This window comes from Pseudomonas sp. UBA7500, assembly GCF_002478435.1.
Lineage (GTDB): Bacteria > Pseudomonadota > Gammaproteobacteria > Pseudomonadales > Pseudomonadaceae > Aquipseudomonas > Aquipseudomonas palmensis.
Genome location: NZ_DLNW01000014.1, coordinates 1 through 26,278, shown reverse-complemented (window position 1 = coordinate 26,278; position 26,278 = coordinate 1). Strand labels below are relative to the sequence as shown.

The window sequence follows — 26,278 nt, the reverse complement described above, 5'->3', positions numbered from 1 at the left end:
CCAGCCGGTCGTTGTACTGGTCAGAGACCACGTCGGCGCGGTCATCCGGGTCCATGCGCAGCTTGACGCTCTTCGGCACGCGCAGGCACACGAAGGGGTCCTGCCACACTTCGAAGCCGCCGGGGCGACGCTGTTCGCAGAACACCGCCTTCCAGTCGCCGAAGCGCATCGCCACCAGGTCGCCGTCGTCGTTGAAGTAGTAGAACTCGTCACGTGCGCCCTTGGGTTGCTGGCCGGTGAGGTAGGGCAGCTGGTTGTAGCCGTCCAGGTGCACCTTGAAGTTCTTGCCACCGGCAGTCGGTGCCCAGCCCTTGAGCAGCTTGTCCTTCACGCCGGTGTCACCGGCAGCTGCCAGCAGGGTGGGGAACCAGTCCAGGCCCGAGAACATCTCGTTGGACACCGTGCCTTCCTTGATCTTGCCCGGCCAGCGGATGATCGCCGGCACGCGGAAGGCGCCTTCCCAGTTGGAGTCCTTCTCGCTGCGAAACGGCGTGGTCGCCGCGTCCGGCCAGGAGAACTGGTTGGGCCCGTTGTCGGTGGTGTAGATCACGATGGTGTTGTCGGCGATCTTCAGGTCGTCGAGGGTCTTGAGCAGCTTGCCCACGTCGCCATCGTGCTCGAGCATGCCGTCGGCGTACTCGTTGCCGGGCATGCCGCTCTGGCCCTTCATCGAGTCGCGCACATGGGTGTACACGTGCATGCGCGTGGTGTTCATCCACACGAAGAACGGCTTGTCGGCGGCCACCTGCTTCTTGATGAACTCCTCGGCCGCGCCGGTGGTTTCATCGTCGATGGTTTCCATGCGCTTCTTGTTGAGCGAACCGGTGTCCTCGATCTTGCCGTCGGCGAAGGCGTGGATCACCCCGCGCGGGCTGAAGTTCTTCACGTAGGGGTCGTTCGGATCCTTGGGCCAGTAGGGGCGCTCGGGCTCTTCTTCGGCGTTGAGGTGGTAGAGGTTGCCGAAGAACTCGTCGAAGCCGTGCTTGGTCGGCAGGTACTCGTCCTTGTCGCCCAGGTGGTTCTTGCCGAACTGCCCGGTGGCGTAGCCCAGCGACTTGAGTGCCTGGGCGATGGTGATGTCGCGGTCCTGCAGGCCCACCGGCGCCCCCGGTGCGCCGACCTTGGACAGGCCGGTGCGCAGTGGCGTCTGCCCGGTGATGAAGCTGGAGCGGCCGGCGGTGCAGCTGTTTTCCGCGTAGTAGTCGGTGAACAGCATGCCTTCCTTGGCAATGCGGTCGATGTTGGGGGTCTGGTAGCCGACCACCCCCATCGAGTAGGCACTGATATTGGTCTGGCCGATGTCGTCGCCGAATATCACCAGGATATTCGGCTTGTCGGCGGCACTTGCCGCCCCTGTCGCGAGCCCCATCACCGTGGCCGCGACCAGCGCGAGCTGCGGTGCCCATCTGCGTATGCGAGTCATCTGACTTGCCTCCCTTTCGCCATTCGAGCCGCCCGCAGGCGACATGTCGGTTGCATCACTGCTTTGCTCGTTACCGCGTCACTGCGATTGCGGGGTGGAGGCAGGCTCGAACGGGAATACCCGGGCCCAGTCGGCCGCCATGTCCACGATTGTCCATTGCTGGCGGCGCGCTTCGTCCAGCGCCTTGTCCAGCCGTCCGACCTGCGACTGGCGGTCGTAGGCCCATTCACGTTTCGCGTCGGTGTGGTGCACCAGCCCCATGAAGCGCGGGCCCTTGCCGGCGGCGGTCCATTGCAGCATCTGCAGGTCGCCGTCGGAGTTGCCGAAGGCCAGGATCGGCCGACGCCCGATGATCGCGTCGATGCTTTCGGGCTTGCCCGGGCCGTCATCGTTGTGCGCGATCCTGGCGGTACGCAGCAGGGCCGGCACGCCGTCGACCAGCTGGTATTCGGTGACGAAGCTGGAGCCGATCACCTGCTCGGGCGGCACGCCGTACACCTCGTCGGCGAAGGCGCGCATGAACGCGGTGTCGCCCCCGGAGACGATGTACACCTTGAAGCCCTGGCTGCGCAGGTAGTCGAGCAGCTCGTGCATGGGCTGGTAGATCATCTCGGTGTAGGGGCGCTGGTGGGTGGGGTGACGGGCCTTGGCCAGCCAGGCCCTGGCATGGCCGATGAAGGCTTCGGTGCTGACCCCGGTATGGGTCACGCCGATGATTTTCAGCAGGCCGTCCATGCCGGCGGCGGCCAGGGCCTTCTGGTCGTTTTCCAGCACCGCCTTGAACGGCTGGGTGGCCTTCCACTCGGGGTGCTCGGGGGCCATGCGGCGGATCTCGTCGAAGGCGAACAGCACCTGGAAGTAGGCGGGCTGTTCGCTCCACAGGGTGCCGTCGTTGTCGAACACCGCGATGCGTTGCGCGGGGGCCACGAACTGCGGGTCGCCCTCGCGGGTGACGCTTTCGACGAACTGCACGAGGGCGGCCCTGGCGGCGCCCTGGTGCCATGAGGGCAGCGGCGCATCGGCCTGGGCCGACAATGGCCAGTGCAGCAGCAACACCAGCAGCAGCCACCCACGAACACTCGGACTGGGTTTCATCGCGACTCCCTGTTCTGCATTGGATTGAGCGGGCGCAGGCCGTGGCGCGCGGGCGCGGCAGGCTGGCGCGGTGAATGCCGTGCATGAAGCTGTGCAAGTTCGGCCTTGAGCGCAGCGAGCAGCGTATCGGGGGCGCCGTCTGCGCCGTAGCCGCGTCGCAGCAGCGCCAGCAGGGTGGTGTCGTCGGCCGTGGCCAGGCGCACGCTGCCCTGGCTGCGCCTGAACCACAGGTATAGCGCAGTGAGCTGTGGCGGATGCCTGGCCAGATCAACGGGCACCTGTTGCCATGCATGCTCGGCAGAGGCGAGGCGACGGGCCTGGCGTCGGGCCTGCCAGTGCCGCCAGCGGGCCAGCCAGGTCGGCCCGCGGCTACGCCACACCCGCCACGCCAGGCCCAGTGCCGCGAGCACCAGGGCGGCGCCGAGCCAGTGCCGCGACAGGTGCAGGCGGCCCTGCTGGCCAAGGCGCTGCAGATCGTCGGCCACCGAGAACACCGGGGTGTAGGCAGGGCCGGCGCTGGCGGTGAAGGGCACGGCAGGCAGCGTTGTGCTGCGCAGGGCCCGGTCGGTGGTGCTCCACCAGTGCACCTGCACGGCGGGCAGCTGGTAGCTGCCGGGCTGCTCGATGCGGTAGCTGGCGGTGTCGATGCGCTGGCCGCCCACGACGTGGTCACGGCCATCGTCGAGGGCCTGCACCTGGGGCGTCTTGAGGTAGAGGCTCAGGCCCGGCACAGCCTGCAGCGCCGTCACCGGCAGCATCAGGCTCGGCGCGCCCTGGGCCTGCAGGGTCACGCTGCGGGTAAGGCTGTCACCCACCTTGAGTGTTCTGCTGGCCGGGTTCACCTGCTGGGTCAGGCTCAGGGCGCTGGCCACCAGCACCGCCTGGCCCGGCTCGACCCCGGTCGGCAGTTGCACGCGCAGGTGCAGCGCCGCCGTGGTGGCGCTCAGGGCGGCCGCGGCATTGCCCGGCCGGGCCGTCACGGTCAGTGCGGGAATGTCCAGGGTGCCGGCCTGCTGCACGGTGATCGGGTACAGGTAGCGCATGCCGAACCAGGTGCTGCCGTCCAGGTTCAGGGTCAGGTGCTGGGCCTGGTCGCCGGGCGGGGTGACCAGTGCGCCGGGCACGCTCAGCGTCGGCAACTGCGGGGCGCCGGTGAACCAGGTGTCGGTGAGCACGTCCAACTGCAACTGCACGGTTTCACCCACCACCACGCTGTCGCCCCCCAGCAGTTGCGCCTGCACCCGCAACTGCGGGTCGGCGGCAAGCGCACAGCTGCACAGCAGCCAGGCCAGGAGCAGGCCGACAAGCCTCATGGCGCCCCCCTGGCAGCCTGGTCCTGCAGGCTGAACTTGCGCTTGAGAAACTGCGCGGGCGAGGTGGTGAGGTTCTGCAGCCACAGGGCGTCCGAGGTCGCCTGCGGGGTCTGCACCTGCTTGCTCGGGCCCTTGCCGGCCGGCTTGTCGAAGGCCACCTGGTCGGCCTGCACCTCTGGGGCGTTCTGCTGCGCCGACTCGGTGTCCCTCTGCAGGGCGATGGCCAGGGCGAGGTTGGCCTGGGCCTCGGCAAACCCCGGTTGCAGGGCCAGTGCCTGGCGATAGGCGGCGATGGCCTGGTCGAACTTGAAGCGGCGGGTGTAGATATTGCCCAGGTAGAAATAGGCCGGTGCGGTGTGCAGGCGCGCGAAACTGGCCAGCGCCAGGTCGTAGTCGGCCCCTTGGTAGGCGGCAATGCCCTTCCAGTAAGGGTCCTGAAAGTGCGCCGCCGCGGCGGGCAGGTGGTGGTGTTCGAAGGCCCAGCGACCCTGCTGGTCGGGGGTCATGAATGCATCCACCAGGGCATTGGCGCGCGCCCCGTCCGGGGCCAGCACCAGGCCCAGCAGCAGGCACGCGCTCCAGTTCAGGCTCCAGCCGCGGCGGATGCACAACAGGGCGATCAGCAGCAACGGCCAGCACAGCCAGTAGCCGGCGTCTTTCCAGCGCAGCTGCTGACTGGCCGGGTCGGCGTCGGCGAAGTGCTGCTGGGCATGGGCCTCGATCCAGTCCAGGTCGTCATCGTCGAGGGTCAGGCTGCCCAGTGGTGCATCCAGCGCCCTGGCCAGTTGTTCGAGGCCGGCCTTGTCGAAGCGGCCCAGTTGCGGCCGGCCGTTGCTGTCGGTGCGCGGCTGACCGTCGGCGCCCCTGACCAGGCCGCCATCGCTGCTGCCCACCGCCAGCACCAGTACCTGTAGCAGGCTGGCGTCCAGGGCCTTGCCCAGCGGGGCCAGTTGCGTGGTGTCGGCACCGTCGGTGAGCAGCACCAGGGTGGCGGGGCCGGGCTCGGCGGCGATCAGTTGGCGGGCCAGCCCCACCACGGCCAAAACGTTCTTGCCAGGCTGTTCGATCAGGTCGCTGCCCAGCGCCTGGATGAAGCTGTCGAGCAGCGCCGGGTCGCGGGTGGGGGGCAGCACCAGGTGTGCGCTGCCGGCATAGGCGATCAGCCCGGTGGCTGCGCCCTGGCGGCGTTGCACCAGGCTGTGCAGCTTGTGCTTGGCGGCCTCCAGGCGGGTGGGCGAGAGGTCGCTGGCGTCCATCGAGCCGGACAGGTCCAGGGCCAGGATCAACGGCGCGCGGTTGTCGAGAAACTGCGGGCGGTCCTGCTCCCAGGTGGGGCCGGCAGCGGCCAGTGCGCCGAGTGCGAGCAGGGCCGCCAGCAGGTGTATGGGGCGAATGCGGTGCCGGTCGTGGCCGTCCATGCGCAGGTGCGCCAGCAGTTGCGGGGCAATGCTCACGTTCAGCGCCTGGCCGCGCTGGCGGCGCCAGGCCAGCACCAGCAGCACGGCGGGCAGCCAGAGCCACAGCCACAGCGGGCGCAGAAAGTGCAGGTTGTTCAGGTCAATGTCCATGCGCGGGCGCCTCCACTGGCAGGCGCCTGCGCCACCACGCTGCCGCCAGGGCGAGCAGGTGGTACAGCGTCAGCAGCAACAGGGCCGCGCCCAGCGGCAGCCAGAACAGGTCGCGCTTGGGTTGGTGGCTGTAGGTCTTCACCGCGTGCGGGGTGAGCGTGTCGAGGGTGGCGTACACCTGTTGCAGGGCATCGCGGTCCTGGGCCCGGAAGAACTGCCCGCCGGTGACGGTGGCGATCTGCTGCAAGGTCGGCAGGTCGACCTTGGCCTCGGCTTCGGCCTGCGGGTCGCCGATGCCGATGGTATGGATCACCACCCCGCGGGCCGCGGCGATCTGGGCGGCGTGGGCGGGGGTGATGGCGCTGCTGGTGTCGTTGCCGTCGGTCAGCAGGATCAGCACCTTCTGCGGCTCGTGAGCCTGCTCCAGCAGCTTGAGGCTCAGGCCGATGGCATCGCCGATGGCGGTGTTGGGCCCGGCCATGCCGACGTCGGTCTGCTGCAGCAGGATCGACAGGCTGGCGTGGTCCAGGGTCAGCGGTGCCTGGGCGTAGGCGCCGCTGCCGAACACTACCAGGCCGAGACGGTCCTGCTGGCGCCTGGCGATGAAGTCGGCGACCACCGCCTTGACCGCGCTGATGCGCGAAACCGGTTTGCCGTCGGCGTTCTTGAGGTCGACGGTCTGCATCGACTGGGAGATGTCGATGGCCAGCATCAGGTCGCGTACCGGTGCCTGGTGCTCGATGGGGGGCTCGACCAGCACCGGGCGTGCCACGGCCAGGCACAGCAGTGCCCACACCAGCCAGTGCAACAGCAACTGCCAGCGATTGGCCCGGGTGCCGGGCAGGCGCGGACGCTGCCCGGTGGCCTGGCTGATGGCCTCGAAGAACGGTACGCGCAAGGCGCTGCGGGCTTCCTGATAGGGCGGCAGGTAGCGGTAGCCGAGCAAGGGCAGCGCCAGCATCAGCAACAGCCAGGGGTAATCAAGCTGCCACATGATGATGCTCCACCCAGGCGCGGCTGTAGCCCAACAGCGCTGACGCATCGATTTCGTGCAGGCGGCTGTCGGGGGCATAGGCCAGCTGCGCCAGTTGCCAGGCGAAGTCGGCGGGCAGCGGGGTGCTTGAATGGCTCACCAGAAACGCCTGCCAGTCGGCGGCATGCAGCGGGGCCACGGCCGGAGCCTCGGGCATCGACAGGGCCACGCGCTTGAGCAGCTCGGGCACTTCGCGCAGGGCCTGCACGCGCCGGGTCTGATCTGCCATTGCCTGTTCCAGCTGGCGCAGGCGTGCCAGGGCTTGGCGGCGGTAGCGGTCGCGCTGCCAGCGGCGCAGGCGCAGCGCCGCCCACAGCAGCAGCCCGGCCAGCAGCAATGCCGCCAGCAGCGCCCAGCCCCAGGTTTGTGGCCAGTAGCTGACGGCGGGCGGCAGCGCCAGCTCCTTGAGCTGGTCGACGCTGGGCACTGGCGCGCTCATGCCGGTGGCCTGCGCAGCTTGCCCAGTTCCATGCGCAGCTGTTGGGCGGCAGGCAGGGCGGTGCTGAACATCAGCAGCGGCACCTGGCTGCGGCGCAGCATCTGCGCCACGTCGTGCAGGCGGCCACTGAGAAACTCGCTCAAGGGTTTGTGCACCTGACGCCGCTCCACCGCCAGCTCCACCTGCAACTGGCCCTGGGTCACCAGCAGGCGCCCCTGGCGTGGCAGGTCGAGGGCCAGCGGGTCGTAGACCTGCAACGCGATCACGTCGTTGTGGGTACGCAACTGGCGCAACTGATGCAGGGTGCGTTCGCCGGCACCGGCGAAGTCGCTGATGAAGCAGATCAGGCAGTCGTGCGCGGCCAGCGCCAGGCAGCGCTGCAGGACTGTGTCGAGGCCGTGCGCAGCATCGCCATCGGGTACATCCGCCGACAGCGCCTGGTTGAACTGTGCGGCCCTGGCGCAGATCGCCTGGACCCGGCTGCGGCTGCGCAGCGGCGCCAGGTATTCGATGCGGGTGTCGTCGAACAGCAGGGCGCCGACCCGGTCGCCTGCCGCCAGCGCGATCCACGCGCACAGCGCGGCCAGTTGCGCGGCCAGCGCCGACTTGAAGCTGACCTGCGAGCCGAAGAACATCGACATACGCTGGTCGAGCACCACCAGCACCGGGCGGTCGCGTTCTTCGGTGAAGGTGCGTACCACCGGCGTGCCGGTGCGCAGGCTGGCCCTGCAGTCGAGATGGCGCAGGTCGTCGCCGGGCTGGTAGCGGCGCAGCTCGTCGAAGTTCAGGCCGCGCCCGCGCAGGCGCGAGGCGTGGCTGCCGGCCAGCACGCTGGCCCTGGGCTGGCGCGCCAGAAAGCTCAGGCCGCGGGCATCGAACGCCAGCGCCATCAGCTGCGCCAGCGATACGTAGACGTGCCCGTCGGGTTGCTGCGCCGGTGCTGGCATATGCGGTCCTCAGGCCGGGATGGCCACCTTGTCGAGCAGGCGGTCGAGTACCTCGCTGCTGGTCACGCCGTCGGCCACCGCGTCGTAGCTCAGTTGCAGGCGATGGCGCAGCACCGGGTGGAGCATGGCGCGCACGTTGTCGGGCGAGACGAAGTCCTGGCCCTGCAACCAGGCATCGGCGCGCGCGCAGCGGTCCAGGCCGATGCCGCCGCGCGGGCTGGCGCCCAACTGCAGCCAGCGCGCCAGGTCGGCGTCGTAGTCGGCGGGGTGGCGGGTGGCGTTGACCAGTGCGATCAGGTAGCTGTCGATGGCCGGGGCCACGTGAATGGCCGCCACTTCCCGGCGGGCCTGGAAGATCACCTCCTGGCCGAGGCTGAAGCTGTCGCTGGCCGCCTTGGCCGCCGCCCGCTGTTCCTCCTGGCGCAGCAGTTGCAACACCTGGCCTTCATCGGCCGGCGCGGGGTAATCCAGCAGCACCTTCATCAGGAAGCGGTCCATCTGCGCCTCGGGCAGCGGGTAGGTGCCTTCCTGCTCGATGGGGTTCTGGGTGGCGATCACCATGAACAGGTCGGGCAGCCTGTGACTGGTGCCGGCCACGGTGATCTGGCGTTCCTCCATGGCTTCGAGCAGCGCCGCCTGCACCTTGGCCGGGGCGCGGTTGATCTCGTCGGCCAGGATCAGGTTGCCGAACAGCGGGCCGGGCTGGAAGCGCACCTGGTGCTGGCCCTCGACCTGTTGCAGCACCTCGGCGCCGGTGATGTCGGAGGGCAGCAGGTCGGGGGTGAACTGGATGCGGCTCATGCGTGCATCCAGGTGCCGGGCCAGGGCCTTGACCGTGCGGGTCTTGGCCAGGCCCGGCAGGCTCTCGAGCAGCACGTGCCCGTTGGCCAGCAGGCCCACCAGGATCTGGCGGATCACCTGGTCTTGGCCCAGCACAGAGGCGGCGATGGCGGCGTGCAGGGCATTGATGTCGGTGAGGGCGCTCATGGGCATTCCTTTGGGTCGGGTGGGTTCACCATGGCGCAGGCACCACGATGAACTGCACGTTGCTGCCGACGTATTGCGGCTGGTACCAGGTGGCGCCGCAGTGCTGGTAGGCCACGCCGTTGGCGACCACCGACACGCAGTCCGGCGGTACCTCGGCCACCTGGGTGCCGATGGCGATGGCCGTGGCAGTGGTGGCACCGACCACGGCAGCGGCGGCCCAGGGGTGATACCAGTCGTCCGGGTGCGGCGGTGGCGGTGGCGGTGGTGGCGGCATCGGGCCGGGGCCGGGCGGGTGAGGGCCAGGGCCCGGTGGATGCGGTGGCGGGCCCGGTGGGTGCGGCCCTGGGCCGGGCTGCGGATGCGGAGGCGGCGCCGGGTGGGGCGGCATCGGCTGCGGATGCGGGGGCATCGGGTGCGGCATCGGCTGGTAATGCGGCGGCGGGGGGGCGAAATGGCCGCCCCCGGCGTGATAGGGCACCACGAAGGTACGCCCGCCACCGCCGCCGCGCAGTTGCCAGGCGTCGGCCATCAGCGGTGTCAGCAGGCAGGCGATCAGGCCCAGGTGCAGGCAGGTACGCAGTGGCGTCATGGCTGGCGGCCCTCGTTCGGTTCGCGCAGCGGCACCGCCACGGCCTTGGCCGGCGGGGTGAAGTCGAAGGCTGCCGGGTTGATGGGCGTGCTCAGGTCCCAGTCGAAGGTCACGCTATGGCGCGGGCGCTCGGGGTCGTCGCGGCGGGTGATCATCAGCTTGCACGGCAACGGCTGCGCGCCTTCGCGTAGCCACAGTTGCCAGTCGATGTCGGGCTGGCGGAACACGTAGTGGGTACAGGCCTGGCCGTCGAGGGATTCGCTGCCGATCAGCGTGGCCTGGGTGATGCCGACCTGTTTCGCGGTCTGGGCGTTCCAGCGGAACAGGTCGGCCAGCGGCAGGGTGATGGCGTAGCGCTCGCTCAGTTGTCCGAGCAGTTGCTCGATGGTCGCCGGCGCCGCGCCTTTGCTGTAGTAGCCGTGACGACCGTCATACAGGGTGAACTGCTTGCCGTCGTAGAAGAACTGGCGCGCCGCCGAGCCCTGGTCGACGCTGACGAACAGCTTGTCGGGCTGGCGGGCGAGCACCTGGGTGTGGTGGGTGAAGGTCACCGTGGGGCCGCTGTCGAGCTGCTGGTCGGTTTCGCTGCGGGTGCTCAGGCTGAAGGCCTGCAGGCGGTGCAGGTAACTGCCCATGTTCGACAGCGCGGTCAGGGCCCTGGGGTCGAGCGGGTCGGCAGCCTTTGCCAGGGCCGGCAACAGGGCCAGCAGGGCCAGGCAGGTGAGTCGGTGCGAACGCTTCATCAGGCCTCCCATGGCTACCAGGCGTAGTTCAGGCGCAAGGTCCAGGTGTTCACATCGGGTGAGCCGGTACGTTCGGACACGGTGTCGGTGTAGGCGATCAGGCCACCGAACTGCGGCGAGAGCATGAAGCCCAGGCTGGCACCGACCAGGGTGTTGGCCTGCTTGTTGTCCTGGTTTTCGCCGTTGATGCGGGTTTCGCCGCCGAAGCTGTAGGTGGCGTCGAGGGAAGCCCACAGGCCGCGGTTGATGGTGTAGCTGTAGTGGCCTTCGACGGCATACAGCGGTTTCTGCTCCAGCTTGTTGTCGCCCAGGTAGTCGTCGTTGTCGCCGAATAGCGAAACCCAGGTGTTGACCTCCAGCCAGGTGGGGCCGATGGGGTGGCCGAAGCCGATTTCGGGTTTGACCACCCAGCGGTTGGCGCCGATGTTGATGACGCGGTTCTTGGCGTAGTCGCCATTGGGCACGGTGAGCCATACGGCGCCGGTCATGAAGGTTTCCGGGGTCCAGTTGGCGAACTCCTCGGCGGTCAGCGCCGGGCCGCCGAAGAAGTTGTGGGCGAACACGATCTGGGTGTCGCCCATGCCGCCGTTGTGCTTGGTGCCATTGAAGAAACGTGCATCGTCGAACGAGGCCGACACGTCGGCGTACGGCTGCACCAGCTGGATCGCGCTGTTGCGTCCGTCGATGCTGAACGAGCGCGCCAGGCGCAGGATGTAGAGGTCGGCATCCAGGGACAGGCCGTCGATGGGCAGGGCGGTGTCGATCGGGGTGTTGGTGTCGATGCGGTTGTAGTAGCCGAACACCATGTTCAGGTCGATCGGGATGTTCTGCCAGTCACGCGCGTTGTCGGCCTGCACCAGCAGCGGCGCGCCAGTGAGCACGAGCACCGGCAGGTAACGCAGGACAGGTCGGGTATGCATGGTGGTGCTCCTTCAATTGAACGCACAGGGTGCTGGCTGCCGGAGGGTCCGGTCATGGGCTGGCTACTTGCCGAAGGTCACGTTGAGGCCGGCGAACACGGTGAACTGCGGCAGGCCTTCACCTTTCTTTTCCACCGTCCACTGCGGCTCGATGAAGGCGTTGAGGATGTTGCTGCCGGCCTTCCAGGCCTTGCCCACGCCCAGCCCCAGCGGGATGTAGTGGGTGTCGTTCTTCAGGTCGAAGGTCCAGGTGCCGGTGGAGCGCAGGTACCAGCCCTTGGGCAGGTTGTGGATGATGAATGGCTGCAGGGTGGCGGTTTCGACGTGGGCGCGGTCATGGTCGCCGGCAAACGAGCTCTGGTACTGCACCAGCGCCCCGAGCAGCCCGCGTGGCGAGGCGTCGATGGCCACCGCCGCCAGCCCCGCCTGCCACTTGCCGGTGCCCAGCTCGTCGTGCTCGGCAGTGGGGGCGGTGAGCTGCGGGCCGATGCCCAACTGCACGCCTTCGGTCTTGAGCAGGAAGATGTCGAACAGGTTCAGGTCGCCGATGCCGGTGCTGTAGCCGCCGTGGGGGTCGGGTCGGGTGCTGATGGGCAGGGTGGCGCGCAGCAGTTGCGGTACCGGCAGCAGTTCGCCAGGGGCGACCGGCAGGGTGCCGCGCACCAGAAAATCGTTGGTATGCACGTTGCTGTCGTACACCGAGGGGGTGTAGTAGTCCTGCAGGTTCAGGCCCGGTGCCAGGTTGAGCGGGTTGTTGCTCTTGTTGGCGGTTTCGGCGTTGTCCGCCAGGGCGTGCTGCAGGAACAGCAGGGCGCAGGGCAGTACGAGACAAGTGGCGGTGGTCCTTTGCATGACGGTGGTGCCTGTTCAATGTTGCGCTTCTGGGCAGGGGCCGGCCTTGCCAGCGAGGCAGGGGCCGAAGGGGGCGAATGGGCGCGTAGGCTGGCGCCGGCACCATCGGCGACCACAGGGTCACTGATACTTGATGACGATGCCCTTGAGCTTGCGTCCGTCGATGGAGCGGATATCGCGGTCCCAGAGCGGGCCACTGACATAGGCCGAAACCGGCTGGATGCGGTCGTAGACCACCACGACGGCGTCACCGCCGATACTGGCGGCCTGTTCGCGCAGCTTCTGCTCCACGTCGGTGATCGGTGGTGGCGGGGACACGCTGGCATCGACCACGATCTCGCCCAGGCGGACATGGGGGCGGGTCGGTTCGCTGCGCAGTACCTCGACCGTAGCCGCGGCGGTGGGCGAAGGATGGGGCGCCCCGACGTATTGTGTGGTGCGGGCATCGATGCTGCTGCAGCCCGCCAGCCCGGCCAGCACCAGGCCCAATGCAAGAACGCTCATACAACGTGGTATCGACATGCTTCGACTCCGTCCGAAGTATTAATACGCTGTAACAACGTTCCAATGAAAATAGCCGCACTTGGGCGGGCCGCAAGTGACGGGCGGCGAAAGTGCGGGTTTGTTACCATCGCGTTCTTTTGGGTCGGGGCATGTCCCGACAACGCTCAGGAGTATGCAATGATCCTCACCACCACTGGCACTGTCGAAGGGCGCGAAGTCGCGGCCTACCTGGATGTAGTCAGCGCCGAATCGGTGCAGGGCATCAACGTGGTACGCGACATCTTCACCAGCTTTCGCGACTTTTTCGGCGGCCGTTCGCAAACCCTGGAAAGCGCCCTGAAAGAAGCGCGCATCCAGGCCACCGACGAAATCCGCCAGCGCGCCCGCAGCCTGCAGGCCGATGCAGTGATCGGCCTGGATTACGAAATCAGCATGCCGTCGGCCCGTGGCGGCATGGTGGTGGTGTTCGTTACCGGCACCGCGGTCAAACTCAGGTAGCCATAGGCCACTGGTCGGGTGCGACAATAAGTGACCAGGCAGTCTTCAAATGTCCGGCTAGTCTCTGAAAGCAACAGGTCACTATTTCCTAGGCATTCATCTGCGTGCCGGTAGTGATCCACAGCAGGGGAGCCGGGTATGAAGGAATCGTATTTCGAAGACGATGGTGACGAGTTTCCCATCAACAGCCAGGTGCGTTGCGGGCAAGCAGCGTTCCAGCTGGGGTTTGCCAACATGACCCTGGAAGACGCGCCGGTACGTGTGCGCTCCACGGTGCCACCGCGCAGCGAGCGCCGCCGGTTTCTGCCGGGCCTGCGCAAGAAGTAGCCACGACGCCGAAGAGGCCCCGCCATCCAGCCTGTGCTGCGGTGTGTGGGGCTTTTTCATGCGGGTTGTAGGCTATTTCGCAAACAGACGACCGGTACGCTGAATCTGCCGTTTTATGCGGCTTTCTTGACCTCGCTCAATGGGGCGACGGCTGTCGCTAGCCCCCTTGGCGGTTGTATGCCTTACTGTCGGTTCGAACGAACAAGGAGCAGTGCGATGCGCATCAGGGAAGAGACTTATTGGGCGTGGGCCGACTCTCAGCTGCACAGCCGCAGCCATGACGAAGAACTCAGCGATGGCACCAGCATCGACGTGCAGGTGCGGTTGTCGCGCACCGGGGCCACGCAGATGTTCCTGGGGGTGTACGGGCGCCGGGGCAAGGCGCTGTTCGAGGAGTACTACCCCTCGTGCCCGGGTGAAACCATGAGCCGTGCGCTGGTGCGCGGTGTGGACCGGGCCCGGGCGTTGGCCACCGACGCCGTGCCGATGGAGCACCCGCGGTTTCGTCGTCAGGCCTGATGCCTGCGGTTACGCCCTGTCGTGGCGCACAGGGAATGTGCGCAGACGGTGGGGCGAGCCGGAGCCGCGATGAGGCGATAAGGCACGCATGAAAAAGGCGACCCGAAGGTCGCCTTTTTCAATTCGCCTGGCTCAGCACAGCCGGTCGATCACCTTCACGTCCTGGCGCTCGCGGATGGCGGGCCATTCCTGTTGCAGGGTCTCCAGCACCTTGGCGACAAACGCGGTGTCTGCCGCTGCCTTCTTGCCGACGTAGCCCTTGCCACGGCGGAACATCCTGAAACGGGCGCGCATTTCACGCTTCGCATCGATCGCCTCTTCGACAGTGTGCGGCGGCATCTTGTCGATGTGCACGTCACCTGTGGCACTGACCCACAGCAGGTGGTCATCGAGGCTGTCCTTGCGGGCAGCGAACAGCTGAGCCAATTGGTCGATGGTGGGTTGGTTGTTCAAGTTGATCATAAAGCCCCCTATTACCTATTCGTCGTTGGTGAGTTCAAACCTGCGCTACTTCATGTAGCGATCTACCAAGGCTGCTACAGCAGCGTCGCAACAGGGGCTTTCTTCACTCTGCCTTTTGGACAGTCCCTCTCCACGGACAGCCCGAAACCGCTCGAACTGTCTGGAACACCCTTTGCCAGCGCTCCCGATCAGGGAGACGGCCTCATCATGCAAGGGGCAACGAATGCCGTCAATAGGTTTTGTAGTGATTTTTTTTATTCACTACAAATGACCGGTCAGTCTTTTTCGAGCTTACGGGTCGCCGCGCCACAGGCTGTTGGAATGTCCTACAAAGCGCTCTGGTCAGGGCGTCTTGGCCATGTATTGACCCGCGTCAGCGCGTACCGGCCAGGCGCTGGGGATGATAGGGGCCTGTTTTGTTGCCAAAGAAGTCCTGCCCATGAGTACCCCCGCCAATCCTCCCGCAGCGCCTGGCGCTCAACCCCTGTTGCCCGTGGGCCTGCTGCTGGGCATCGTCGCGCTGGTCGGCGTGCTGCTGTTGCCGCTGCCGGCCGACCTGCCGGTGGCCGGTCACCGCGTGCTGGCGATCCTGGCCTTTGCGGTGGTGATCTGGATCACCGAGGCGGTGTCGTACGAAGCCAGTGCGATCATGATCACCTCGCTGCTGGCATTTTTGCTGGGCACCGCACCGACCCTTGCTGACCCGTCGGTGATCTACGGCTCGTCGGCAGCCGTGAGCATGGCCCTGACGGGCTTTGCCAACCCGGCATTGGCGCTGGTGGTGGGGGCCCTGTTCATCGCAGCGGCGATGACCCACACCGGGCTGGACCGGCGCATCGCGCTGGTCACGCTCAACCGTGTGGGCGTGAGCACCCGACGCATTCTGCTGGGGGCGATGGTGGTGATCATCCTGCTCAGCCTGGTGGTGCCCAGTGCCACGGCGCGCAGTGCCTGCGTGGTGCCGATCATGATGGGCGTGATCGCCGCGTTCGGCGTGAACAAGCGCTCCAACATCGCCGCCGGCATCATGATCATCGTGGCCCAGGGCACCAGCATCTGGAACATCGGCATCCAGACCGCAGCCGCGCAGAACCTGCTGACGGTCGGCTTCATGGACAAGATGCTCGGTGCACGGGTGTCATGGATCGACTGGCTGATCGCCGGGGCGCCGTGGGCGTTGATCATGTCGGTGGTGCTGATCGTGCTGGTGCTCAGGATGCTGCCCCCCGAGAGCGACAGCATTCCCGGCGGCAAGGCGGCGGTAGCCGAGCAGTTGCAGGCGCTGGGGCCGATGAGCGGGGCGCAGAAGCGTCTGCTGGGGGTGTCGCTGCTGTTGCTGCTGGCCTGGGCCACCGAGGGCAAGCTGCATCACTTCGACACCACCTCGACCACCTACGCCGGGTTGGTGCTGCTGTTGCTGCCGCGCTTCGGGGTGATGACCTGGAAGGATGTGCAGGCGCGTATTCCGTGGGGCACGGTGATCGTGTTCGGCGTCGGCATCAGCCTGGGCACCACCCTGTTGACCACCCAGGCCGGGCAATGGCTGGGCGGGCAGGTGGTGGCCAATACCGGGCTGGATCAATTGGGCACGCTGGGGGTGTTCTCGATTCTGGCGGCGTTTCTGATCGTGATCCACCTGGGCTTTGCCAGTGCCACGGCGCTGACCTCAGCGCTGCTGCCGATACTGATCGCGGTGCTGCAGACCTTGCCGGGGGATTTCAGCCGCCTGGGCATGACCATGGTGCTGGGGTTTGTGGTCAGCTACGGGTTCATCCTGCCGATCAACGCACCGCAGAACATGGTGTGCCTGGGTACCGAAACCTTCAACGCGCGGCAGTTTGCCAAGGTCGGGATCGTGGTGACGCTGGTGGGGTACGGGTTGATGCTGGTGTTCGCCGCAACATGGTGGCACTGGCTGGGCTGGATGTAGAAGGGCCGTTGCAAGCGGCAAGCGGCAAGCGAGGCCGAGCCAGCTTGCCGCTTGCAGCGATGCTCATCAGAAGTTCGCCGGGGTGTTGGCGCTGATGATCTCGGCTTCGTCCTGGCCGATGTTCTTGAAGCTGTGGGGCAGAGTGGTGGGGAAGTAGTAGCCGTCGCCGGAGTTCAGCACGCTGACCTGGCCGTCTACCCGCAACTCGATGGTGCCACGGGTCACCAGGCCGCATTCCTCGCCCTCGGTGTGCACGATCGGCTCTTCGCCGGAGTCGGCGCCCGGCGCATACAGCTCGCGCAGCATGCGCATCTGCCGACCTTCGACACTGGCGCCGACCAGCAGCATGCGCAAGCCACCACTGCCCAGGTCGGGCTGCTCGTTGGCGCGGAACACGAAGCGTTCTTCGCGCGGCGGTTCGTCGAAACTGAAGAACTCCGCCAACGACATCGGGATGCCTTCCAGCAGCTTTTTCAACGAGCTCACCGATGGGCTGACGCGGTTCTGCTCGATCTGTGAAATCGTCGAGTTGGTCAGGCCGCTGCGCCTGGCCAGCTCCCGTTGCGAGAGCTTGGTGCGTTCACGTACCAGTTTGAGTCGTGTCCCCGTGTCCATAGCCGCCTTGATGTCAAAAATAATGGGCGACGCATTAAAACACATTCCGTCGCCGAACCCGCCTACTGGCGTGCAGGCACCGGCCACAAGGCGATCAACAGCAGCAGCAAGGCGGCCATCAGGTACGGCAGGCGCGGGTCCAGGGCGTAGATCAGGGTGCCGGCCAGCGGCCCGATCACCGTGCCCAGGGCCTGTGCCGCGCCCACAGAGCCTGCGGTCGCGCCCTGTTCACCGGCATCCACCGCGTTCGCCGCCAGCGCCTGGAACGCCGGGAACACCCAGCCCATGCCGGCCGCAGCGACGAAGTAGCACGCCCACAGCATGCCTACGCTGTCGGCCAGGGCGCCGCTGGCAAAACCCAGCGCACTGATGCAGCCGCCCACACGGATCATGCGCAGCGGCGGCCATTGCAGCTTGCTCACCAGCACCTGCGAGAAGATCAGCGCCGCACCCACCATGGTCAGGGCAATGCCCGCCGCCTGGGCGGCATCGGCAGGCGCCAGGCCCAGGCGGTCAAGGGCAAAGAAGCCTACGGTGATCTGCGCCAGCGACACGCACAGCATCGCCACGAAGGCCACCGTGAGCGGGCGAAGCAGGCGCGGGTCGGTCAGGCTGACGGGGCGGGGCGGTTGCCTCAGGTGCAGCTCCTGACCCTTGAGCTTGAACTGCAGTACCAGCAATGCCAGCAGTGGCAGCACCGACATCGCATAGAACGGCAGGCTCAGGCTGTGGCGCGCCAGCAGCGCGGCCAGTGCCGGGCCCATCACCAGGCCCACGGCGTTCGCCGCACCCAGCGAGGCCATGGCGCGGGCGCGCTGTTGCGGTTGCATGTTGTCGGCAATCAGCGCGGCGCAGCCGACCGGCAGGGCGGCATAGAACGCACCGATCAGGCCGCGGCCGATCACCAGTGCGGCAAAGGCCAGGGAGGTGGCCGGCAGGTAGCGCAGCGCGCCATCGATGAACAGGCACAGGGCCCAATAGGCCAGGGTGAACCCCGCGGTGCCCACCAGCAGCACCCGGCGGCGACCGAAGCGGTCGCTGGCCCGGCCCCAGGGGCGCGCCAGCAGCATCCACACCACCCCGGCTACCGTGACCGCCGCCCCCGCCTGCCAGGCTGCCAGGCCCAGCACGCGGGCGATGGGGCCGATCAGGGCGACGAAGGCCATCATCGCCATGGTGCAGGCCATGTTGACCACCATCAGCGGACGCAGGTCGAAGGCGGGGGTTTTGAGCAGCGGGGGTTGCTGGGCGGTGTTCATGGCTATCCAAGGCAGAGGAGCAAGGCGGCCATTGTGCCGCAGCTGTCCCCAAGGCTAAAGCCTGTAAACGATAGTAATAATCATTTAATTGACTTCAGCCTTGTTGCTGTGGGTTAGAAGTCGCCTTGCAGGGTCACCATCAGGTTGCGCGGCTCGCCATAGAAGTTGCCCCAGCCAGCGGCGCCGACGCTGCTGTAGTAGTGCTTGTCGAACAGGTTGTTGCCGTTGAGGGCCAGGCTCCAGTTGTCATCCAGGCGATAGCCGATGCGGGCGCTCCACAGGGCGTAGCCGGGCTGCACCATCTTGGTGTTGCGGTCCACGAAGTGGTTGGCGCTCTGCGCGCTGACCCCGCCGCCCACGCTCCAGCGCTGCAGGGCGCCGTCCAGGTCGTAGTTGGTCCATACACGCGCCATGTGCCTGGGCACGTAGCTGGCGGTGAAGGTGGCGTCCTGGCGTTCGTCGTCGATGCGCTTGAGGTATTCGACCTGGGTGTAGGTGTAGCCGGCCAGCACCTGCAGGCGCTCGATCAGCTCACCGCTCAGCTCGGCCTCGAAGCCCTGGGCGCGCACCTTGCCGCTGTCGGTGTAGCAGAAACCGTCGGACGACCCGCCGCATACCGTGTTGTAGTCAGCCTCGGCGCGACCCTGCTCGGTGTTGCGGAACAGGTTGAAGGCGCCATTGAGGCGACCCTGGTACCACTCGGCCTTGACCCCCACCTCATAGCTGGCACCGGTCTTGGGCTTGAGCGAGCTGCCGTCGGCCTTGGTGTAGGTGCTTTGCGGCTGGAAGATGTCGGCGTAGCTGGCGTACACCGACCAGGTGTCGTCCAGGTCGTAGATCAACGCGGCGAACGGCGTCACCTGGCCGTTTTCCTGGCTGCGGTTGCGCTGCCAGTAGTCCCAGGCCTGGGTGTAGCTGTCGCTGCTGTTGCGGTACCAGCTGACGCGGCTGCCGAGCACGGCGGTAAGGGGCTCGGCCAGCTTCAGGCGCAGGGTGGCGTAGGTGCCGAACTGACGGGTGTCGGAGGTCACCGGAATCGGCCCGCCGCGGTAGGACTCCTTCTCGTAGACCGAGTCACCCGGCTTGGGGATGTGCGGGTTGGGGTTGAACGGGTTCTGGGTGACGCCGTACAGCTCGGTCAGGTTGATCAGTTCGTAGCGGTCGCGGCCCTTGGAGCGGCTGGCGTTGGCGCCGACGATGATCTCGTGCTCCAGGCCCCAGGCCTGGAAATGGCCGTCCAGGTTGGCGTCGAAGCCGTAGTCGTCCTGGTCGTAGTCGAACAGCCCGGAGTACAGCTTCGAGGCGCCCTGGGTACTGCCCACCGGCACGGTGCCTTCGCCCATGGCGTATTGCATGTTCTGGTCGTTGTGGGTGTACATCGAGGCGACCTTGAGCGCCCAGTCTGCGTTGAAACGGTGGGTAAGGTCGGCGAACAGGCTGGTTCGCTCGCTGTCCCAGTGGTTCCACGACGCGCCCAGGCAGGTGGAGCGCGACAGCTTCAGGTCGCTGCCGTCGCTGTAGCGCGGCAGGCCCTGCCAGCAGGGCTTGGCGTCGAGCTTTTCGTAGGCCAGGCCCAGGCCCAGGGTGGTGTCCTCGTTCAGGTCGTAGTCCAGTGCGCCGTACACCACCTGGTCTTCGCGCTCGCCGATGTCGTAGAAGTACTTGCGGTCCTGCTGGGCGACCACGGCGCGCCCGCGCAGGGTGCCGGCGTCGTTGAGCGGGCCGCCGGTGTCGACCTGGGCGCGGTAGTTGTCCCAGGTGCCGGCCGACAGCGTGACGTGGGTGGCGGCCTTGTCCTGGCCGCGCTTGCGAATGAAGTTGACCCCGCCGGCCGAGCTGCCGGCGCCTTTCATCATGCCGGCGGCGCCGCGCATGATCTCGACGCGGTCGTAATAGGCCATGTCGCTGGAGAAGCTGTTGGCCTGCACGTAGTTGCCGCCCACATCCAGCGGTACGCCGTCGTACTGGTACTGGCCGGCGATCATGAAGCCGCGCGAGTAGAAGTACTTGCCGCCCATGGGCGAGTCGTGAACGGTGATGCCGGGGGTTTTCTCCATCACCTGTTCGAGGCTGGTGAGGTTCTGTTCGTCCATCATCTTGCGCGTGATGACCGTGACCGACTGCGGGGTTTCGCGCAGCGAATGCTGACCCTTGCCGATGCTGACGCTGCGCACGGTGTAGCTGTCGGTGCTGTCGCCGGTGCTGCTGGTGCGGGTGCCGTCGACGTTGGTGGCGCCCAGTTCCAGGGCGCCGTTGCTGCTGGGGGCCGGGCGCAGCGAGTAGCTGCCGTCGCCTTGTGGGAAGGCTTGCAGCCCGCTGCCGGCCAGGATGCGGCCGAGGCCGTCGAGGGTGGCGTACTGGCCTTGCAGGCCGGGGCTCTGCTTGCCGCGGGTAAGGGCGGCGTCGTAGGACAGGTTGAGGCTGCTGGCGGCGGCGAAGGCGCCGAGCACGCTGGCCAGCGAACCGGCCGGAATGTTGTAGGCCGTGCGGCTGCTGCTGACTTCATCGGCCATCGCCGAGGGGGCTGGCAGCACGCTGGCGGCCATGGCGGCGGCCAGCAGGTGGGCGGGGAGCAGGCGGGGGGAACGGGGTGACATGGGGGCCTCGTCGGATGCAGAAGGGATGCGCGAAAGGGGGTGTTTCAGACAAGGCGGATGAGAATGAGAAAAGGTACCGCGGGGGGAGGAATTTTTTTTGCTGCATCAAACACTGCGCTGTGCAGGTCAAGAGCCGGCCAGACAAGGCCGGCGCCTACATCACCCGCACCCAGTACCGACCATGCCGCTCGATTCGCAAATCGAACGAGCGCGCCAGCGCCGACAGCGCCGCATCACTGTCGGTCAACGAGAAGTTGCCCGACACACGCTGCTCTGCCAGCTGCGGCGCATAGGTCAGCAACCCCGGCCGGTACCGCCCCAGCTCGTCGAGCAGATCACCCAGCCGCCAGTTCTCCACCACCAGTTGCCCCAGGCTCCACGCCGCCTGGGCGGCCGATGCCAGCTGCGGGCTATCCACCCGCTGATCACTGAACCCGCACGCCTGCCCGCTCTCCAGGCGCTGCGCCTCCCCCAGCAAGGGGCTGACCCGCACCGCATGCTCGAACACCTCGACCTCGCTGCGCCCGGCCTGCTGCGCCACGCTGAAGCGTGTGCCCAACGCCTGCACCACGCCCTGCGCGGTCTGCACCCGCAACGGCCGCTGCTGCACATCCTTGCCACTGGTAAGCAGGATGCGCCCGCGCACCAGCTGAATCAGCCGTTGCCGGCTGTCGAAGCGGATGTTCACCGCCGACGCCGTATCGAGCACCAACTGGCTACCGTCGGCCAGGGTGACGCTGCGAATTTCACCCGTGCCACTGTGCACGTCCGCCAGCAACGCCTGCGCCGGAGTACTGCGGTAGCTGGCCCAGCCACCCAGCCCCAGCCCGGTCGCCAGCAGCAGCCCCTTGACCACGCCGCGGCGGGTCAGGCCCTGGGCTTCGGCACGCTTGAAGGCATCGAACGCCAGCCCACCCGGCACACTGGCCAGTTGCCCATGCAACTGCTCGACCCGGGCCCAGGCCCAGCCGTTCTGCGGGGCACTGTCCAACCATGCCCGCCAGGCCCGTTCCAGGCCGGGGCTGGCATCGCCGGCCATGCGCTGCACATGCCAGCGGGCGGCTTCCTTGAGCGCCTGGCGCTGCGCTTCGCGGTCGTTGCTCATGGCTGCTCGTCGAAGGCGAGCAGCAGGCAGCGCTCGGTGGTCTTGTACATGTACTTCTTCACCGAACTGAGCGAAACGCCCAGCGCCGTGGCGATTTCGCCATAGGTCATGCCCAGCCAGTTGGCCATCAGGAACGCCTGGCGCGCCTTGGCGCCGCACCCGGCCAGCAGGCGGTCGACTTCGCGCAGGGTCTCGAGAATCAGCAGGCGCTCTTCCAGCGAGATCTCCTCGTACACCGGCTGGGCGGCCAGGGCTTGGAGGTAGGCCTGTTCGAGCTTCTGGCGCCGGAAGTGGTCGATCATCACCCGCCGCGCCACGGTCGCCAGGTAGCTGCGCGGCTCGCGCAGCAGGCGCACCAGCTCCAGCGACTCGGACGAGGCGAGGATGCGCACGAAGGTGTCCTGCATCAGGTCGGCGGCGCGCTGCGGGCAGCTCAGGCGCCGGCGCAGCCAGTGCTGCAACCACAGGTGATGGTGCTGGTAGAGCTGGCCGACTTCGGCGTTGGCGGGTGAGGTGGGGGCGCTCATCCTGGCGACTTCCGGGGAAAAAGGATGCAGATGATAAGCATTCCCAAGAATGTTAGGAAGAGGGCAGGTGAAATAGCGCTGGGCGCATCGCGGGTCAAGCCCGCTCCCACGGGGTCTGCACCGTCCTGCAAGGCAGCGGTTTGGCTGTGGGAGCGGGCTTGCCCCGCGAAAGGGCCGCCACGCGGCCCCTTGGCGATTACCACAACGCCAGCGTATACCCCACGATCAAGCGGTTCTCGTCGATATCGCTGGTCAACCCGCCACTGGAACGGAACGTCGCATTGCGCAATCGCACGCTCACGTTCTTCAGCGGCCCGCTCTGCACCACATAGGCGATGTCGGTGTCGCGCTCCCATTCCTTGCCGCCGCTCACCGTCGCGGTCTGGATATGGTTGCCATTCACATAGCGGGTCATGAAGCTCAGCCCCGGCAGCCCCAGCGCGGCGAAGTTGTAGTCGTAGCGCGCCTGCCACGCATCGGTTTCGGCCTTGGTGAACACATTCACCGTCACCAGGTTGACCGAGTACGGGTCCAGCCCCGGGTAGGCGAAGTCGCCGTCCCCCGAGAGGTTCTGGTAGCCCAGGCCGAATTTGTGCGCGCCCACGCCCAGGGTCAGCATGCCGTTGAAGAAGCGGTTGTCGATGCGCCCGCCGTCCACCCGCGCAGCGGAACGCAGGTTGGCGTTGCCTTGTTCGCGGGTGTCGAAGTAGCGCAGGTCGCTGCGCAGGCTCACGCCTTCGGCCAGCGGCAGGTCATGCACCAGCCCGGCGTACTGCTGGCGGTAGAGGTCGTGCATCTGTGCGTAGTAGTAGCTCAGCGCCAGGTTGGGGCGCAGCGCGTAGGTGCCGCCTGCCAGGTCCAGGTGGCTGCTCTGGACACCGGCATAGCTCATCTGGTCGTTGCTCGAGGAGTCGCGCAGGTTCTGTTTTTCCAGGCGGCCCACGTTCAGGGTCAGGCCGTCGATGTCCTGCGAGGTCAGCAGGCTGCCGTTGTAGGTCGAGGGCAGCAGGCGCACGTCGTTGATCGAGGCAACCGGCAAGGTGGGCTGCAAGGTGCCGAGCTTGAGCACGCTCTTGCCCAGGCGCAGCTTGGCGGTCAGGCCCAGTTCGCTGTAGTCGTGCGCCGGCTCCTGGCTGGCGCCGAACGGCAGCAGGCCGGTGCCCCGGCGCGCCTTGCTGGAGTCGAGCTTCAGGCCCAGCTCGCCCAGCGCATCCAGGCCAACGCCCAGGGTGCCTTCGGTGTAACCCGATTCCATGCGCAGGATGAAGCCCTGGGCCCACTCCCGCGCCTGGCTCTGGGGCGCGGCGTGCTGGCGAAAGTCGCGGCTGAAATAGAAGTTGCGGGCCTCCAGGCTGGCCTTGCTGTCCTGGATGAAATCGGCCTGCACAAGCAACGGCGCAAGCGCGGCGCACAGGCCGGCGCTGGCCGTCAGGGGACGGCGGGAAAACGACATGCAATCTACCTTTTGTTGTTGTTCTGGCGGCAGCCGCTGCTGCGGTGCGGGCATATAATTAACATATTATCTTTTTGCCCCGAAAGCCTTTGCAGGCTTGTGAGCGAAAAAAGTTAACGTGTTAACGTTATGCCCGTTGCCAGGTAGGTTGCCTGTTGCTGCGCCGGCGCGCTCAGCGCCCCGGCCACATGCTGCGCAACACGCCATCGCGGCGGACAAAACCGTGCACCAGTGCGGCGGCGATATGCACCAGCACGGTGGCAAACAGCAGGTACGCCAGCCAGCCGTGCAGGGCGCGCAGCAGGGCGTACAGGCGCAGGTCGTGGGGCGCGATGGCCGGCAGTTGCCACGGCAGCGGGTAGCCACCAGCCGATTGCATGCCCCAGCCGATCAGCGGCATGCCCAGCATCAACCCGTACAGCAGCAGGTGCGAAGCCTTGGCGGCCCACTGCTGCAGGCGTGGCAGGTCGCTGGGCAGGGGCGGGGTGGCGTAACGCAGGCGTGTGGCGATGCGCAGCACCACCAGCACCAGCAGGGCCAGGCCGATGGCCTTGTGCAGGCTGACCAGCCAGGGGTGGCGGGGCGAGAGGTCGGCGACCATGCTCACGCCGACAAACAGCATCGCCAGGATCAACACGGCCATCAGCCAGTGCAGCAGGCGCGCCAGCGGGTGGAAGCGGGTGGACGGGTGCAGGTTCATGGGTGGGCCCCCAGGGCGGTTTCGCGGCTGCGCCGGTTGAAGGATTCGGCATAGGCTGCCGAGCGGGCGGCCAGGATCGGGTCGGCCGAGGCCTGGATGCCGTCGGGCAGTATCAGCGGGTCGAAGTTCAGGTCACGGCATTCGCCCTGCTCGGGCGCATCGACGTGGTCGATCACCAGGGTGCCGGCATCGACCTGCTGGCGGGTGGCGGGCCAGGGTTGCGCGGGGTCGTCCACCGGGTCGTCGGCGCCTGCCAGGGTCAGGCGCAGGGTCCAGCGCAGCGGGCCCTTGGCCAGGCGTTGCTGCAGGTCGTGCTGAAGGAAGTTCCTGTCGTCGACCTGGGCTGGCAACGGGGCGAAGTCGCTGTGCGGCTGCAGGCTCCAGCGCACGTACTGCACCTTGCCCGCCGCATCCACCAGGCGAAACGCGTTGATGCTGTTGAAGGCCGAGCTGGCAAAGCTGTCGGAGGGCTTGTAGTCCCTGGCCCACTGGCGGAAGGCGGCGCTTTCGGGATGCCTGGCGAAAAACGCCTGCAGGGCCGCCGGGTCCGGCTTGCCGGTGGCCGGGTCGGGCGTCGAGGCCAGCACCTGTTCGTAGAACCCTGCGGCATCGCTGACGGCCAGCACTGGCGGGGTGTTCATGCCGGTACGCCAGCGCTGACCGTCGTCGCTGCTGAACTGCAGCGCCAGGCTGCGGGTGGCGACACTGGCGTCGGCGCTGAACGGGTTGGCGCCGCCGATGGCGAAACGTCCGATCACCGGCACTCTGGATTGGCTGAACACCCGGGCCCGCGACCAGCTGGCAGCCTGGCCGCTGCTGTCGAAATAGCCGCTCACGCACAGGCCCTTGGCGTGGTTCTTTCGATAGCCGGGGTAGTGCCCGGCCTGGGCCTCGAAGGTGTCGATGATACGTTGCGGGGTCAGGCGCTGCGGGCCGATCCAGCCGGCAGCGTAGGCAAAGCTTGCGCCCAGGGCGGCGATACCCAGGCCGATGACGGCCAGGCGCAGGGTGCGGGCGCGACCGTTTAACGGAGTGCTCATGGCGGCGATCCGGTCAGTGAATGAGCCGGTACGACGCACCGCACCAGGTTTTATTCCACGCCGGCGGGAATAAATTTCGGCGGCGAGCGTCTGCCTCGTACACTGACTGCCAGCCGCCCAGAACCCCGACCATGAACGATCTTGATGACGACCAGTTGCGCGACATGCTCCAGCGCCTGCGCCGCTTTGCCTTGTGGCTGACCCGCGAGGCCAGCAGCGCCGACGACCTGGTGCAGGCCACGGTGGAGCGCGCCCTGAGCCGGCGCGGCCAGCAGCATGGCGATGACAGCCTGCGCGCCTGGCTGTTCGCGATCCTGTACCGGCTGTTCATCGACGCCAAGCGCCGCGAGCGCCGGCATGCCCGCTGGCTGGCGTGGTTCGGGCGCGACGAGGCGGTGGGCAGCAGCACCGAGGATATCGTGCTCGCCGAGTCGGGCCTGGCCGCATTCGCGCGCCTGCCCACCGAGCAACGGGCGCTGTTGCTGCTGGTGACTGTCGAGGGCCTGAGCTACAAGGAGGCCGCACAGGCCCTGGACGTGCCCATCGGCACGGTGATGTCGCGCCTGTCACGGGCGCGTGCGGCAATGCGAGAACTGGCCGAGGGCAATACGCCGCCCCCGGCATTGCGGAGGTTGAAATGAGCCGGCTGATCCCGTCCGAAGACGAGTTGCACGCCTATGTCGACGAACGCCTCGAGACGGCGCGCCGCCGCGAGGTGGAACTATACCTGGCAGCCCACCCCGAGCAGGCGGCGCGGGTCGAGGGCTGGCGCGCCGATGCACGCCTGCTGCGCACCGCCCTGGCCGGGCTGGCCGAGCAGCCCGCGAACCCGC

Annotated in this window: 28 protein-coding genes; 6 read left to right on the top strand and 22 right to left on the bottom strand. The window is 67.2% G+C overall.

Annotated elements, in window-relative coordinates; all coding sequences use genetic code 11:
* The 13 genes from B4I46_RS07220 to B4I46_RS07160 all read right to left on the bottom strand — a co-directional run.
* A partial coding sequence (locus B4I46_RS07220; RefSeq protein WP_286899315.1) for an arylsulfatase occupies positions 1-1,423 on the bottom strand: 1,423 nt, incomplete at its 3' end.
* A 78-nt stretch (positions 1,424-1,501) separates the two neighbouring features.
* A complete protein-coding gene (locus B4I46_RS07215) occupies positions 1,502-2,518 on the bottom strand; it encodes an HAD family hydrolase (protein ID WP_058541256.1) in 1,017 nt (338 codons plus the stop codon).
* Complete coding sequence (locus B4I46_RS07210; protein ID WP_286899313.1) at positions 2,515-3,831, bottom strand: hypothetical protein; 1,317 nt, start codon at positions 3,829-3,831, stop codon at positions 2,515-2,517. Before B4I46_RS07210 ends, B4I46_RS07215 begins: the two co-directional genes overlap by 4 nt.
* A complete protein-coding gene (locus B4I46_RS07205) occupies positions 3,828-5,399 on the bottom strand; it encodes a VWA domain-containing protein (protein ID WP_286899312.1) in 1,572 nt (523 codons plus the stop codon). Before B4I46_RS07205 ends, B4I46_RS07210 begins: the two co-directional genes overlap by 4 nt.
* Positions 5,389-6,393: a vWA domain-containing protein gene (locus tag B4I46_RS07200; RefSeq protein WP_116054873.1), complete on the bottom strand. Its 1,005-nt coding sequence runs from the start codon at positions 6,391-6,393 to the stop codon at positions 5,389-5,391. Before B4I46_RS07200 ends, B4I46_RS07205 begins: the two co-directional genes overlap by 11 nt.
* Entirely contained in the window at positions 6,380-6,871 is a 492-nt protein-coding gene (locus B4I46_RS07195; protein WP_286899307.1) for a DUF4381 domain-containing protein, read from the bottom strand. The genes B4I46_RS07200 and B4I46_RS07195 overlap by 14 nt, the downstream gene beginning before the upstream one ends.
* Positions 6,868-7,818: a DUF58 domain-containing protein gene (locus B4I46_RS07190; protein WP_043859762.1), complete on the bottom strand. Its 951-nt coding sequence runs from the start codon at positions 7,816-7,818 to the stop codon at positions 6,868-6,870. Before B4I46_RS07190 ends, B4I46_RS07195 begins: the two co-directional genes overlap by 4 nt.
* Before the next feature lie 9 nt (positions 7,819-7,827).
* Positions 7,828-8,805: an AAA family ATPase gene (locus B4I46_RS07185; protein WP_104572646.1), complete on the bottom strand. Its 978-nt coding sequence runs from the start codon at positions 8,803-8,805 to the stop codon at positions 7,828-7,830.
* Between the two features lie 25 nt (positions 8,806-8,830).
* Positions 8,831-9,394, bottom strand: coding sequence for a hypothetical protein (locus tag B4I46_RS07180; protein WP_173925055.1), 564 nt, complete (start codon positions 9,392-9,394; stop codon positions 8,831-8,833).
* Entirely contained in the window at positions 9,391-10,137 is a 747-nt protein-coding gene (locus B4I46_RS07175) for a DUF2092 domain-containing protein (protein WP_286899304.1), read from the bottom strand. Before B4I46_RS07175 ends, B4I46_RS07180 begins: the two co-directional genes overlap by 4 nt.
* A 14-nt stretch (positions 10,138-10,151) precedes the next feature.
* On the bottom strand, positions 10,152-11,057 hold the full coding sequence (locus B4I46_RS07170) for a transporter (RefSeq protein ID WP_286899302.1): 906 nt from the start codon (positions 11,055-11,057) through the stop codon (positions 10,152-10,154).
* A 63-nt stretch (positions 11,058-11,120) separates the two neighbouring features.
* Complete coding sequence (locus tag B4I46_RS07165; RefSeq protein WP_260328901.1) at positions 11,121-11,909, bottom strand: hypothetical protein; 789 nt, start codon at positions 11,907-11,909, stop codon at positions 11,121-11,123.
* Positions 11,910-12,029: 120 nt separating this feature from the next.
* Positions 12,030-12,413: a hypothetical protein gene (locus tag B4I46_RS07160; protein ID WP_370409155.1), complete on the bottom strand. Its 384-nt coding sequence runs from the start codon at positions 12,411-12,413 to the stop codon at positions 12,030-12,032.
* A gap of 177 nt (positions 12,414-12,590) precedes the next feature.
* Here B4I46_RS07160 and B4I46_RS07155 point away from each other — a divergent pair, with 177 nt between their 5' ends.
* The 3 genes from B4I46_RS07155 to B4I46_RS07145 all read left to right on the top strand — a co-directional run bounded on the left by B4I46_RS07155 (position 12,591) and on the right by B4I46_RS07145 (position 13,757).
* On the top strand, positions 12,591-12,911 hold the full coding sequence (locus B4I46_RS07155) for a YbjQ family protein (RefSeq protein ID WP_043859777.1): 321 nt from the start codon (positions 12,591-12,593) through the stop codon (positions 12,909-12,911).
* Positions 12,912-13,049: 138 nt separating this feature from the next.
* A complete protein-coding gene (locus tag B4I46_RS07150; protein WP_043859776.1) occupies positions 13,050-13,238 on the top strand; it encodes a hypothetical protein in 189 nt (62 codons plus the stop codon).
* Positions 13,239-13,454: 216 nt separating this feature from the next.
* Complete coding sequence (locus tag B4I46_RS07145; protein ID WP_043859775.1) at positions 13,455-13,757, top strand: hypothetical protein; 303 nt, start codon at positions 13,455-13,457, stop codon at positions 13,755-13,757.
* Positions 13,758-13,889: 132 nt separating this feature from the next.
* On the opposite strand, the gene B4I46_RS07140 is transcribed toward B4I46_RS07145, so the two are convergent.
* Positions 13,890-14,219, bottom strand: coding sequence for a hypothetical protein (locus tag B4I46_RS07140; protein ID WP_043859774.1), 330 nt, complete (start codon positions 14,217-14,219; stop codon positions 13,890-13,892).
* 439 nt (positions 14,220-14,658) lie between these two features.
* Here B4I46_RS07140 and B4I46_RS07135 point away from each other — a divergent pair, with 439 nt between their 5' ends.
* A complete protein-coding gene (locus tag B4I46_RS07135) occupies positions 14,659-16,149 on the top strand; it encodes a DASS family sodium-coupled anion symporter (protein ID WP_054915142.1) in 1,491 nt (496 codons plus the stop codon).
* 66 nt (positions 16,150-16,215) lie between these two features.
* Here B4I46_RS07135 and B4I46_RS07130 read toward each other — a convergent pair whose 3' ends face one another.
* The 8 genes from B4I46_RS07130 to B4I46_RS07095 form a co-directional block, all read right to left on the bottom strand.
* Positions 16,216-16,764 carry a cupin domain-containing protein gene (locus tag B4I46_RS07130; protein WP_043859772.1) on the bottom strand — a complete coding sequence of 183 codons (549 nt, stop codon included), beginning with the start codon at positions 16,762-16,764 and terminating at the stop codon, positions 16,216-16,218.
* A gap of 62 nt (positions 16,765-16,826) precedes the next feature.
* Positions 16,827-18,023 carry an MFS transporter gene (locus B4I46_RS07125; RefSeq protein ID WP_058541248.1) on the bottom strand — a complete coding sequence of 399 codons (1,197 nt, stop codon included), beginning with the start codon at positions 18,021-18,023 and terminating at the stop codon, positions 16,827-16,829.
* A gap of 113 nt (positions 18,024-18,136) precedes the next feature.
* Positions 18,137-20,620 carry a TonB-dependent siderophore receptor gene (locus B4I46_RS07120; protein WP_088515182.1) on the bottom strand — a complete coding sequence of 828 codons (2,484 nt, stop codon included), beginning with the start codon at positions 20,618-20,620 and terminating at the stop codon, positions 18,137-18,139.
* A 154-nt stretch (positions 20,621-20,774) separates the two neighbouring features.
* Entirely contained in the window at positions 20,775-21,725 is a 951-nt protein-coding gene (locus B4I46_RS07115) for a FecR domain-containing protein (RefSeq protein ID WP_058541246.1), read from the bottom strand.
* A complete protein-coding gene (locus B4I46_RS07110; protein ID WP_043860918.1) occupies positions 21,722-22,252 on the bottom strand; it encodes a sigma-70 family RNA polymerase sigma factor in 531 nt (176 codons plus the stop codon). Before B4I46_RS07110 ends, B4I46_RS07115 begins: the two co-directional genes overlap by 4 nt.
* A 196-nt stretch (positions 22,253-22,448) precedes the next feature.
* Positions 22,449-23,705, bottom strand: coding sequence for an OprD family porin (locus B4I46_RS07105; RefSeq protein ID WP_286899291.1), 1,257 nt, complete (start codon positions 23,703-23,705; stop codon positions 22,449-22,451).
* Positions 23,706-23,877: 172 nt separating this feature from the next.
* The gene (locus tag B4I46_RS07100; RefSeq protein ID WP_043860916.1) at positions 23,878-24,405 is read right to left on the bottom strand and encodes a cytochrome b; all 528 of its coding nucleotides are present in this window, start codon (positions 24,403-24,405) and stop codon (positions 23,878-23,880) included.
* Positions 24,402-25,445, bottom strand: coding sequence for a catalase family peroxidase (locus B4I46_RS07095; RefSeq protein WP_286899287.1), 1,044 nt, complete (start codon positions 25,443-25,445; stop codon positions 24,402-24,404). The genes B4I46_RS07100 and B4I46_RS07095 overlap by 4 nt, the downstream gene beginning before the upstream one ends.
* Before the next feature lie 131 nt (positions 25,446-25,576).
* Between B4I46_RS07095 and B4I46_RS07090 the strand changes: the two genes are divergently transcribed.
* Positions 25,577-26,086, top strand: coding sequence for a sigma-70 family RNA polymerase sigma factor (locus B4I46_RS07090; RefSeq protein ID WP_254998826.1), 510 nt, complete (start codon positions 25,577-25,579; stop codon positions 26,084-26,086).
* Positions 26,083-26,278, top strand: a 196-nt coding sequence (locus B4I46_RS07085; protein ID WP_376787173.1) for an anti-sigma factor family protein, incomplete at its 3' end; no start/stop codon positions are given. The genes B4I46_RS07090 and B4I46_RS07085, both read left to right, overlap by 4 nt.

What these genes read in the sequence shown, in the direction of transcription:
- B4I46_RS07215 (WP_058541256.1), bottom strand. Translation starts at nt 2,518, where the DNA reads ATGAAACCCAGTCCGAGTGTTCGTGGGTGGCTGCTGCTGGTGTTGCTG.
- B4I46_RS07210 (WP_286899313.1), bottom strand. Translation starts at nt 3,831, where the DNA reads ATGAGGCTTGTCGGCCTGCTCCTGGCCTGGCTGCTGTGCAGCTGTGCG.
- B4I46_RS07205 (WP_286899312.1), bottom strand. Translation starts at nt 5,399, where the DNA reads ATGGACATTGACCTGAACAACCTGCACTTTCTGCGCCCGCTGTGGCTG.
- B4I46_RS07200 (WP_116054873.1), bottom strand. Translation starts at nt 6,393, where the DNA reads ATGTGGCAGCTTGATTACCCCTGGCTGTTGCTGATGCTGGCGCTGCCC.
- B4I46_RS07195 (WP_286899307.1), bottom strand. Translation starts at nt 6,871, where the DNA reads ATGAGCGCGCCAGTGCCCAGCGTCGACCAGCTCAAGGAGCTGGCGCTG.
- B4I46_RS07190 (WP_043859762.1), bottom strand. Translation starts at nt 7,818, where the DNA reads ATGCCAGCACCGGCGCAGCAACCCGACGGGCACGTCTACGTATCGCTG.
- B4I46_RS07185 (WP_104572646.1), bottom strand. Translation starts at nt 8,805, where the DNA reads ATGAGCGCCCTCACCGACATCAATGCCCTGCACGCCGCCATCGCCGCC.
- B4I46_RS07180 (WP_173925055.1), bottom strand. Translation starts at nt 9,394, where the DNA reads ATGACGCCACTGCGTACCTGCCTGCACCTGGGCCTGATCGCCTGCCTG.
- B4I46_RS07175 (WP_286899304.1), bottom strand. Translation starts at nt 10,137, where the DNA reads ATGAAGCGTTCGCACCGACTCACCTGCCTGGCCCTGCTGGCCCTGTTG.
- B4I46_RS07170 (WP_286899302.1), bottom strand. Translation starts at nt 11,057, where the DNA reads ATGCATACCCGACCTGTCCTGCGTTACCTGCCGGTGCTCGTGCTCACT.
- B4I46_RS07165 (WP_260328901.1), bottom strand. Translation starts at nt 11,909, where the DNA reads ATGCAAAGGACCACCGCCACTTGTCTCGTACTGCCCTGCGCCCTGCTG.
- B4I46_RS07160 (WP_370409155.1), bottom strand. Translation starts at nt 12,413, where the DNA reads ATGAGCGTTCTTGCATTGGGCCTGGTGCTGGCCGGGCTGGCGGGCTGC.
- B4I46_RS07155 (WP_043859777.1), top strand. Translation starts at nt 12,591, where the DNA reads ATGATCCTCACCACCACTGGCACTGTCGAAGGGCGCGAAGTCGCGGCC.
- B4I46_RS07150 (WP_043859776.1), top strand. Translation starts at nt 13,050, where the DNA reads ATGAAGGAATCGTATTTCGAAGACGATGGTGACGAGTTTCCCATCAAC.
- B4I46_RS07145 (WP_043859775.1), top strand. Translation starts at nt 13,455, where the DNA reads ATGCGCATCAGGGAAGAGACTTATTGGGCGTGGGCCGACTCTCAGCTG.
- B4I46_RS07140 (WP_043859774.1), bottom strand. Translation starts at nt 14,219, where the DNA reads ATGATCAACTTGAACAACCAACCCACCATCGACCAATTGGCTCAGCTG.
- B4I46_RS07135 (WP_054915142.1), top strand. Translation starts at nt 14,659, where the DNA reads ATGAGTACCCCCGCCAATCCTCCCGCAGCGCCTGGCGCTCAACCCCTG.
- B4I46_RS07130 (WP_043859772.1), bottom strand. Translation starts at nt 16,764, where the DNA reads ATGGACACGGGGACACGACTCAAACTGGTACGTGAACGCACCAAGCTC.
- B4I46_RS07125 (WP_058541248.1), bottom strand. Translation starts at nt 18,023, where the DNA reads ATGAACACCGCCCAGCAACCCCCGCTGCTCAAAACCCCCGCCTTCGAC.
- B4I46_RS07120 (WP_088515182.1), bottom strand. Translation starts at nt 20,620, where the DNA reads ATGTCACCCCGTTCCCCCCGCCTGCTCCCCGCCCACCTGCTGGCCGCC.
- B4I46_RS07115 (WP_058541246.1), bottom strand. Translation starts at nt 21,725, where the DNA reads ATGAGCAACGACCGCGAAGCGCAGCGCCAGGCGCTCAAGGAAGCCGCC.
- B4I46_RS07110 (WP_043860918.1), bottom strand. Translation starts at nt 22,252, where the DNA reads ATGAGCGCCCCCACCTCACCCGCCAACGCCGAAGTCGGCCAGCTCTAC.
- B4I46_RS07105 (WP_286899291.1), bottom strand. Translation starts at nt 23,705, where the DNA reads ATGTCGTTTTCCCGCCGTCCCCTGACGGCCAGCGCCGGCCTGTGCGCC.
- B4I46_RS07100 (WP_043860916.1), bottom strand. Translation starts at nt 24,405, where the DNA reads ATGAACCTGCACCCGTCCACCCGCTTCCACCCGCTGGCGCGCCTGCTG.
- B4I46_RS07095 (WP_286899287.1), bottom strand. Translation starts at nt 25,445, where the DNA reads ATGAGCACTCCGTTAAACGGTCGCGCCCGCACCCTGCGCCTGGCCGTC.
- B4I46_RS07090 (WP_254998826.1), top strand. Translation starts at nt 25,577, where the DNA reads ATGAACGATCTTGATGACGACCAGTTGCGCGACATGCTCCAGCGCCTG.